Origin of the sequence: Acinetobacter sp. YH12239 (assembly GCF_013417635.1) — a bacterium.
Taxonomy (GTDB): domain Bacteria; phylum Pseudomonadota; class Gammaproteobacteria; order Pseudomonadales; family Moraxellaceae; genus Acinetobacter.
Genome location: NZ_VPDP01000006.1, coordinates 160,519 through 168,861 on the forward strand (window position 1 = coordinate 160,519; position 8,343 = coordinate 168,861).

At 42.3% G+C, this 8,343-nt stretch carries 7 protein-coding genes, 1 tRNA gene and 1 pseudogene; all 9 read right to left on the reverse strand.

Annotated elements, in window-relative coordinates:
- Nucleotides 1-75: 75 nt before the first annotated feature.
- Nucleotides 76-4,164 (reverse strand): DNA-directed RNA polymerase subunit beta, encoded by a 4,089-nt coding sequence (gene rpoB / locus FTV17_RS07700; protein ID WP_092766627.1) that lies wholly within the window; start codon nt 4,162-4,164, stop codon nt 76-78.
- Nucleotides 4,165-4,469: 305 nt separating this feature from the next.
- Nucleotides 4,470-4,841 (reverse strand): 50S ribosomal protein L7/L12, encoded by a 372-nt coding sequence (rplL, locus tag FTV17_RS07705; RefSeq protein WP_035265942.1) that lies wholly within the window; start codon nt 4,839-4,841, stop codon nt 4,470-4,472.
- A gap of 51 nt (nt 4,842-4,892) precedes the next feature.
- On the reverse strand, nt 4,893-5,399 hold the full coding sequence (rplJ, locus tag FTV17_RS07710) for a 50S ribosomal protein L10 (RefSeq protein ID WP_035265941.1): 507 nt from the start codon (nt 5,397-5,399) through the stop codon (nt 4,893-4,895).
- Nucleotides 5,400-5,700: 301 nt separating this feature from the next.
- The gene (gene rplA / locus FTV17_RS07715) at nt 5,701-6,396 is read right to left on the reverse strand and encodes a 50S ribosomal protein L1 (protein ID WP_035265940.1); all 696 of its coding nucleotides are present in this window, start codon (nt 6,394-6,396) and stop codon (nt 5,701-5,703) included.
- 3 nt (nt 6,397-6,399) lie between these two features.
- Nucleotides 6,400-6,828, reverse strand: coding sequence for a 50S ribosomal protein L11 (gene rplK, locus FTV17_RS07720; protein WP_004813566.1), 429 nt, complete (start codon nt 6,826-6,828; stop codon nt 6,400-6,402).
- Nucleotides 6,829-6,943: 115 nt separating this feature from the next.
- A complete protein-coding gene (nusG, locus tag FTV17_RS07725; protein WP_035265938.1) occupies nt 6,944-7,477 on the reverse strand; it encodes a transcription termination/antitermination protein NusG in 534 nt (177 codons plus the stop codon).
- Between the two features lie 7 nt (nt 7,478-7,484).
- Nucleotides 7,485-7,925, reverse strand: a complete 441-nt coding sequence (secE, locus tag FTV17_RS07730; protein WP_035265936.1) for a preprotein translocase subunit SecE — start codon at nt 7,923-7,925, stop codon at nt 7,485-7,487.
- Nucleotides 7,926-8,002: 77 nt separating this feature from the next.
- A tRNA-Trp gene (locus FTV17_RS07735) sits at nt 8,003-8,078 on the reverse strand.
- A gap of 47 nt (nt 8,079-8,125) precedes the next feature.
- Nucleotides 8,126-8,343: pseudogene (locus FTV17_RS07740) on the reverse strand (elongation factor Tu); the annotation flags it as partial.

Consider the following 8,343-nt stretch of genomic DNA (forward strand, 5'->3'; position numbering starts at 1 on the left):
TTGGTAATCTCCCCTAACCCCTCTTTTTTAAAGAGGGGAAAGTCTCCCCTTTATCAAAGGGGGATTGAGGGGGATTTAGTCACCATTTTTCAGTTCAATGTTGATACCTAAAGAACGGATCTCTTTGGTCAATACGTTGAACGATTCAGGCATACCTGGGTCCATATAATGGTTACCATCTACAATGTTCTTATAGATACGGGTACGACCCTCAACGTCATCCGACTTCACAGTCAGCATTTCTTGAAGCGTATAAGCTGCGCCATATGCTTCGAGTGCCCAGACCTCCATCTCACCGAAACGCTGACCACCGAATTGTGCTTTACCACCAAGCGGCTGTTGCGTTACAAGCGAGTAAGAACCTGTAGAACGCGCATGCATCTTGTCATCAACCAAGTGGTTCAATTTCAACATGTACATGTAACCTACAGTCACAGGACGGTCAAAACGTTCACCAGTACGGCCATCATACAGTACTGTCTGACCAGTACGTGAAAGACCAGATAGTTCTAATAACTCTTTGATTTGACCTTCTTCGGCACCGTCAAATACTGGTGTTGCAAGTGGAACACCTTTACGGAGGTTGCCTGAAAGTGCCAAGATTTCATCATCAGTTAAGCTATCAAGATCTTCTTGCTCGCCACCAACTTTGTTGTAAATCTTGTCTAAGAATTCACGAAGTTCAAGTACAGTACGTTGTTCTTTCAACATTTGATCGATCTTGTCACCAAGACCTTTCGCAGCCATACCCAAGTGAGTTTCAAGAATCTGACCCACGTTCATACGTGAAGGTACACCTAGTGGGTTCAATACGATATCTACTGGAACACCATTCGCATCATGTGGCATGTCTTCAACTGGCAAGATGTTTGATACAACACCTTTGTTACCATGACGACCAGCCATCTTATCACCAGGCTGAATACGACGTTTTACTGCTAGGTAAACTTTAACAACTTTCAATACGCCAGTTGTTAACTCATCACCTGTAGAAAGCTTACGTTTTTTCTCAGCGAATTTCTCATCGATTTCAAGACTCTTCTCTTTCAAGAATACTTGAATTTGAGTTAAACGCTCCGCGATGCCTTCATCTACTGGTTGGATATCAAGTAGATCAACAAGTTCTAGATTTGAAAGAACTTCATCAGTTAACTTATCGCCACGTTTTGTTGTACCGCCGCCATTAGACTCTTGACCATTCAACAAACGTACAACGCGCTCACGTGCAGCTTCTTCGAAGATTTTGTATTCTTCTTTCAAGTCTTTACGGTATGCATCAAGTTGAGCTTTTTCAATCGCTTGAGCACGTTCGTCTTTCTCGATACCATCACGAGTAAACACTTGAACATCAATGACTGTACCCTTCGTACCAGATGGAACACGAAGTGAAGAGTCTTTCACATCAGCTGCTTTTTCACCAAAGATTGCTCGAAGCAATTTTTCTTCAGGAGTCAACTGCGTTTCGCCCTTAGGTGTTACTTTACCAACTAAAATGTCGCCAGCAGTTACTTCAGCACCGATATAGACAATACCTGATTCATCAAGCTTAGAAAGTGCAGCCTCACCTACGTTCGGAATATCAGCAGTAATTTCTTCAGAACCAAGTTTAGTATCACGCGCAACACAAGAGAGTTCTTGAATGTGAATAGACGTCAAACGATCTTCTTGAAGAACACGCTCAGATAATAAGATCGAGTCTTCGTAGTTATAACCGTTCCAAGTCATGAACGCGACACGCATGTTTTGACCAAGTGCCAATTCACCGCCATCAGTTGATGGACCATCAGCAAGTACATCACCACGACCAACTTTGTCGCCTAGGTTCACAAGCACTTTTTGGTTAATACATGTGTTTTGGTTTGAACGTGTGTATTTAATCAAGTTGTAGATATCTACACCTGCTTCACCCGCGACCATTTCATCTTCATTCACACGAATAACGACACGAGATGCATCTACGTATTCAATACGCCCGCCACGTTTCGCGATCACACACACGCCTGAGTCATGCGCCACGTTCGCTTCCATACCTGTACCAACAAGAGGCTTGTCAGCAATCAGCGTAGGAACAGCCTGACGTTGCATGTTTGAACCCATCAATGCACGGTTCGCATCATCGTGTTCAAGGAATGGAATCAGTGACGCAGCCACAGAAACAACCTGCTGAGCAGATACGTCCATGTGCGTTACTTTTTCTGGCGGCATACGTACGAAGTCACCTTGGTGACGAACAGATACGAATTCTTCTGTTAAGTTGCCATCTTTATCCAATTGAGAATCGGCCTGTGCAATCACAGTACCTACTTCTTCAATTGCTGATAAATATTCAACTTCATCCGTTACACGACCATCAACAACTTTACGATATGGAGTTTCTAAGAAACCAAAGCTATTCGCTTTCGCATATACAGATAATGAGTTGATCAAACCAATGTTTGGACCTTCAGGCGTTTCAATTGGACAAACACGACCGTAGTGAGTCTGATGTACGTCACGTACTTCGAAGCCCGCACGTTCACGTGTTAAACCACCTGGACCTAATGCTGATACACGACGTTTGTGTGTAATTTCAGACAATGGGTTGTTTTGATCCATGAACTGAGATAACTGGCTTGAACCAAAGAATTCTTTGATTGCAGCCGCTACTGGTTTTGCATTGATCAAGTCTTGTGGAGACAAGTTATCTGTCTCTGCTTGTGATAAACGCTCTTTCACAGCACGTTCAACACGAACTAGACCAACACGGAATTGGTTTTCTGTCATTTCGCCAACAGAACGTACGCGACGGTTACCTAGGTGGTCGATATCATCGACTTCACCTTTACCGTTACGAATTTCAACCAGTGTTTTTAATACGTCAATGATGTCATCGTTTGAAAGAATACCTTCAACTTCACGTGACTTCTGATCTGTACCCACTTCGTAAGGACGACCCAAACGACGGTTGAACTTCATACGACCGACTGGTGATAAATCATAACGTTCAGAAGAGAAGAACAAGTTATTGAATAAGTTTTCTGCAGCTTCTTTCGTTGGTGGCTCACCTGGACGCATTACCTTGTAAATTTCTACAAGTGCTTCTTCACGACCAGAAGTCGTATCAGCACGTAATGAATCAGCTACGAATGAACCGCGATCAATATCGTTGGTATAAAGTAGGTTAAATTGCTTAACGCCACCTTCAGCAATTTTAACCATCACTTCATGGCTAAGAACCGTGTTTGCAGCAATCACATCACCATTGTGTAATGTAATGTCTTCAGCAGTAATACGCTCATACAAATATTCATCAGGTACTGGAAGTTTAGTTAAGCCTGCAGCTTCCATTTGACGAACATGACGCGCATTGATACGTTTACCTTGCTCAACGATTGTCTTACCGTCATTATCTGTGATATCAAATTGTGCCATTTCGCCACGCAGACGCTCTGGAACCAAGTCAATTTGATAGCTGCCCATGTCTAGATATACAGGAACTTTTTCATAGAACATGTCTAGAATTTGTTCGTTTGTATAGTTCAAGGCACGAAGAATCACAGTCGCAAGTAACTTACGACGACGGTCAATACGTACGTATACTAAATCTTTAGCATCAAATTCAAAGTCTAACCATGAACCACGGTAAGGAATGATACGTGCTGAATAAAGCACCTTACCACTTGAATGCGTCTTACCCTTGTCATGATCAAAGAACACACCAGGTGAACGATGTAATTGAGATACGATTACACGCTCAGTACCATTGATCACGAACGTACCATTCTGTGTCATAAGTGGCATTTCACCCATGTACACTTCTTGTTCACGTACGTCTTTAATTGATTTCGTTTCGCGATCTTTAATGATCAAACGAATTTTTACGCGCATTGGTGCCGCATAAGTTGAGCCACGAAGAATACATTCGCGAACGTCAAACTCTGGTTTACCAAGGCTATACTCAACGAATTCTAAAGCAGCATTCCCAGAATAACTTTCAATTGGAAAAACTGAACGAAATGCGGCTTGGAGACCGATATCTTCGCGGTTTTTTGGTGTTTTGCCATCTTGAAGGAACGTTCTGTACGAGTCGACTTGAATCGCGAGCAGGTACGGAGCATCCATCACTTGGGGCAATTTACCAAAATTCTTACGGATCCGTTTCTTTTCGGTATATGAGTATGCCATCTGGAGTCCTCGGAAAGTAAACTAAACCCGCCTGCAGAACGGGTCTAGAAGGAATTACGCAGGTCGATATGACCACCACTTTGTTCAAATGCTGCAATGTTCAGTGGTATTAAAACGCTTAACAATATTTTTAAACATGGAAAAATATTGGTAAGCGTTTGATTTTATTCAATTATAGTTAGTATTGATGATTTTTACATCAAGTTAACAAAAATCGAGCCGATAATTGTAACGCAAAAAGGCTGATGACCCAAGAGCCATCAGCCAATTTTTGGGGTCAAATTAATATTGGCCCCATGGCGAAATTACTTAACAGTAACTTGAGCACCAGCTTCTTCAAGTTTCTTCTTAAGTTCTTCAGCTTCTTCTTTAGAAACACCTTCTTTAAGAAGAGCTGGAGCGCCTTCAACTAAATCTTTAGCTTCTTTAAGACCAAGACCAGTAGCTTCACGAACTGCTTTAATTACAGCAACTTTGTTAGCACCGAAAGAAGTCAACTCTACGTTGAATTCAGTTTGTTCTTCAGCAGCAGCAGCGCCAGCACCTGGAGCAGCAGCTACAGCTACAGCAGCAGCAGATACATTGAATTTTTCTTCAAAAGCAGAGATAAGTTCAACAAGTTCAAGAACAGTTTTTTCAGCAACTGCGTTTAAGATTTCTTCGTTAGTTAAAGCCATGAGAATAACTCCAAATGGATATTGAATGGTGTGGAAATTGATTTATTAAGCTTAAGCAGCTTCTGACTCGTTTTTCTCTTTGAGCGCAGTAATAAGGCGACCCAATTTCGAAATAGGAGCTTGAAGAACGTTTGCAAGCATAGTAAGCGCTTTTTCTTGGTTCGGAAGGTTCGCGATTACGCTAACTTCAGCACCTTGATAAACCTTGCCATCGAATGCAGCAGCTTTAAGTTCAAATGCTTTATTAGTTTTAGCAAATTCTTCAAACAAACGAGCAGCTGCGCCCATGTCGTCTTCAGAAGTCGAGAAAGCTAAAATTGTTGGGCCAACAAGGTTGTCGTTCAAGATATCGAACTGAGTATCTTGAAGAGCACGTTTAGCTAAAGTATTACGCACGATACGTGTAGTAACACCTAGTTTACGAGCTTCAACACGAAGAGCAGTTAATTGCTCAACAGTTAAACCTTGGTAGTCAGCAACAACAGCAGTGAAAGCAGTAGAAGCAACAGCGTTAACTTCAGCTACGATCTGTTTTTTGTCTTCGATAAGAAGAGCCATTGTAAAACCTCCTAACGGTGATTTATGTACTCACGCGAAGTACACTCCCAGTTCGTTAACTCATCACTGAGTTAACACGCGGAGGATGAACTAAATCACACCACCGCGTCTACGCAGGCTTGAATATTAAGAGCGAAGCATAAAACTCCCCTCGCCTGAGGTCTTTGACGCTGATAAATTCTCATTTACCAATTCAAAGTTTGCCTAAGTTCGCAAGAAATCCAAAACCGGTATCTTGCGTAAGATTTGAAGCAACGCTTCAAATCTTACTCAGGGCTTTAAAATTCTGTCTAAGTTAAACTTAGTTAGAAACGTTAGTTACATCAATAGTAAGACCAGGACCCATAGTTGAGCTTAAAGTGATCTTCTTGATATAAACACCTTTAGAAGTTGCAGGTTTTGCTTTCTTAAGGTCAGCTACAAGAGCTTCAACGTTTTGACGAACAGCTTCAGCAGTGAAACCTACTTGACCGATCGCAGCATGGATGATACCTGCTTTGTCTACACGGTAACGTGCTTGACCAGCTTTTGCATTTTTAACTGCAGTCGCTACGTCAGGAGTTACAGTACCCACTTTAGGGTTTGGCATTAAGCCACGTGGACCAAGGATTGTACCCAACTTACCTACAACGCGCATTGCATCTGGAGCAGCAATCACTACGTCAAAGTCAAGGTTACCCGCTTGAATGCTTTCAGCAAGGTCATCAAAACCAACTACGTCCGCGCCTTCAGCTTTAGCAGCTTCAGCAGCAGCGCCTTGAGCAAACACAGCTACACGTACAGTTTTACCAGTACCTGCAGGAAGTGTAGTCGCGCCACGAACAACTTGGTCAGATTTACGAGGATCAACACCTAGATTTACAGCCACATCCAAAGATTCTTTGAATTTAGCAGCTGGAAGGCTAGAAAGTACTGCTACAGCTTCTTCCAAAGTATAAACTTTGTTTGCTTCTACAGCAGCTGCAATCGCTTTTTGACGTTTAGTTAATTTAGCCATGTCTTAAAGCTCCACTTCCAAGCCCATAGAACGTGCAGAACCAGCAATGGTACGTACACGCGCGTCTAAGTCAGCACCAGTTAAATCTGGTTCTTTAGTAGTCGCGATCTCTTCTAATTGAGCACGAGTCAACTTACCAACTTTAGTTTTGTTAGGTACAGCTGAACCCTTTTGGATACCAGCAGCTTTCTTAAGAAGAATAGCAGCAGGCGGAGTTTTCATGATAAATGTGAACGACTTGTCGTTGTACACAGTGATCACTACAGGAATCGGAAGACCAGCTTCAAGTTTTTGTGTAGCAGCATTGAATTCTTTACAGAATGCCATGATGTTTACACCACGTTGACCTAGTGCAGGACCGATTGGTGGAGATGGATTCGCTTTACCAGCTGGAACTTGCAGCTTGATATAGCCGTCAATCTTCTTAGCCATTTCAATTACCTCTGGGTACAAACGCCGATTAAGGCTCCCCAATATTTACAAGTAACGATACCGTTACAACAACAATGCCCGATTAATAAAATCGGGCGTTTTCAACCAATTCAGATTAAATTGTTTTTTCGACTTGGCGAAATTCCAATTCAACTTGAGTTGGTCGATTGAATACATTAATCGTCAACGTTAAGCGTGACTTTTCGTACTGAACTTCTTCCACCACACCTTTAAAGTCTGTGAATGGACCATCAGTAACCAATAATTCTTCGCCTGGCTCGAACATTGTCTTAGGACGAGGTGCTTCGCCAGTATTGCGTACACGTGCAAGAATCGCGTCAGCTTCTTTTTGCGTAATTGGAGCAGGCTTTTCTGCCGTACCACCAATAAATCCGAGTACTTTTGGACATTCTTTAACAATGTGCCAAGTATCGTCATTCATTTCCATTTCAACTAACACATAGCCAGGAAAGAATTTACGCTCTGACTTACGTTTCTTACCATCCTTCATCTCTACCACTTCTTCGGTAGGAACAAGGACTTCACCAAAGCTATCGGCAACAGCGCTACGCTGGATTCGATCATTAAGCGAACGCATCACTTGTTTTTCATAACCTGAATAGGCATGAATAATGTACCAACGTTTCATAGCTCTTTTACCCGATAATAAACTTCATCAACCAACTAATAATGTAATCAAAACACCATAAACCAATAGCGGTGATTACAACAACAAGTAACACTTGCCATGATGCAGTTACTGTTTCTTGCTTTGTTGGCCAAATCACTCGACGCAGTTCAATGCGTGAGTCTTTCAACAAACGAACAAAGCCTTTGCCTTGATGGGTGGCGTATAATAAACCTAAAGCCACAACGATACAAGCCAAAATTACCCCAACACGCACCCAAATATTGTTTGCGGGAACCCAATATGCTGGAAGATGTTGATTTACCATAAGTGCACCAGCAAGTAATGCCAATGCAATAATCCATAAAATCACGTCAACTGGTGAACCAGATTTAACGACTTCAGCGGAATTGTTTCTTTGAGGAATTGGCGCGTCGCTTAATGCGTCACGCGATTTATCATTCGACATTTTTGTACTCGTCGTTGAATTCGCGACTTATTATATGACCAGTTTAGCCAGCATCAAGCTTTTTATCAAAAATAATTTGGCAGGCCAGGAGGGACTCGAACCCCCAACATTCGGTTTTGGAGACCGACGCTCTACCAATTGAACTACTGACCTATAACAAAACCGAGAATCGAAACTCTCGGTTTTCGTTTGTACTTCTATTATGCAGTTACTTTCGCAACAACACCAGCACCAACTGTACGACCACCTTCACGGATCGCAAAACGTAGACCTGGGTCCATTGCGATTGGGTGGATTAATTCTACTGACATTTCTACGTTGTCACCAGGCATAACCATTTCAACGCCTTCTTTTAATTGAATCGCGCCAGTTACGTCAGTTGTACGGAAGTAGAACTGTGGACGGTAACCGTTAAGGA

Coding starts and splice junctions, on each gene's coding strand:
- rpoB (WP_092766627.1), bottom strand. CDS start 4,164: ATGGCATACTCATATACCGAAAAGAAACGGATCCGTAAGAATTTTGGT.
- rplL (WP_035265942.1), bottom strand. CDS start 4,841: ATGGCTTTAACTAACGAAGAAATCTTAAACGCAGTTGCTGAAAAAACT.
- rplJ (WP_035265941.1), bottom strand. CDS start 5,399: ATGGCTCTTCTTATCGAAGACAAAAAACAGATCGTAGCTGAAGTTAAC.
- rplA (WP_035265940.1), bottom strand. CDS start 6,396: ATGGCTAAATTAACTAAACGTCAAAAAGCGATTGCAGCTGCTGTAGAA.
- rplK (WP_004813566.1), bottom strand. CDS start 6,828: ATGGCTAAGAAGATTGACGGCTATATCAAGCTGCAAGTTCCAGCTGGT.
- nusG (WP_035265938.1), bottom strand. CDS start 7,477: ATGAAACGTTGGTACATTATTCATGCCTATTCAGGTTATGAAAAACAA.
- secE (WP_035265936.1), bottom strand. CDS start 7,925: ATGTCGAATGATAAATCGCGTGACGCATTAAGCGACGCGCCAATTCCT.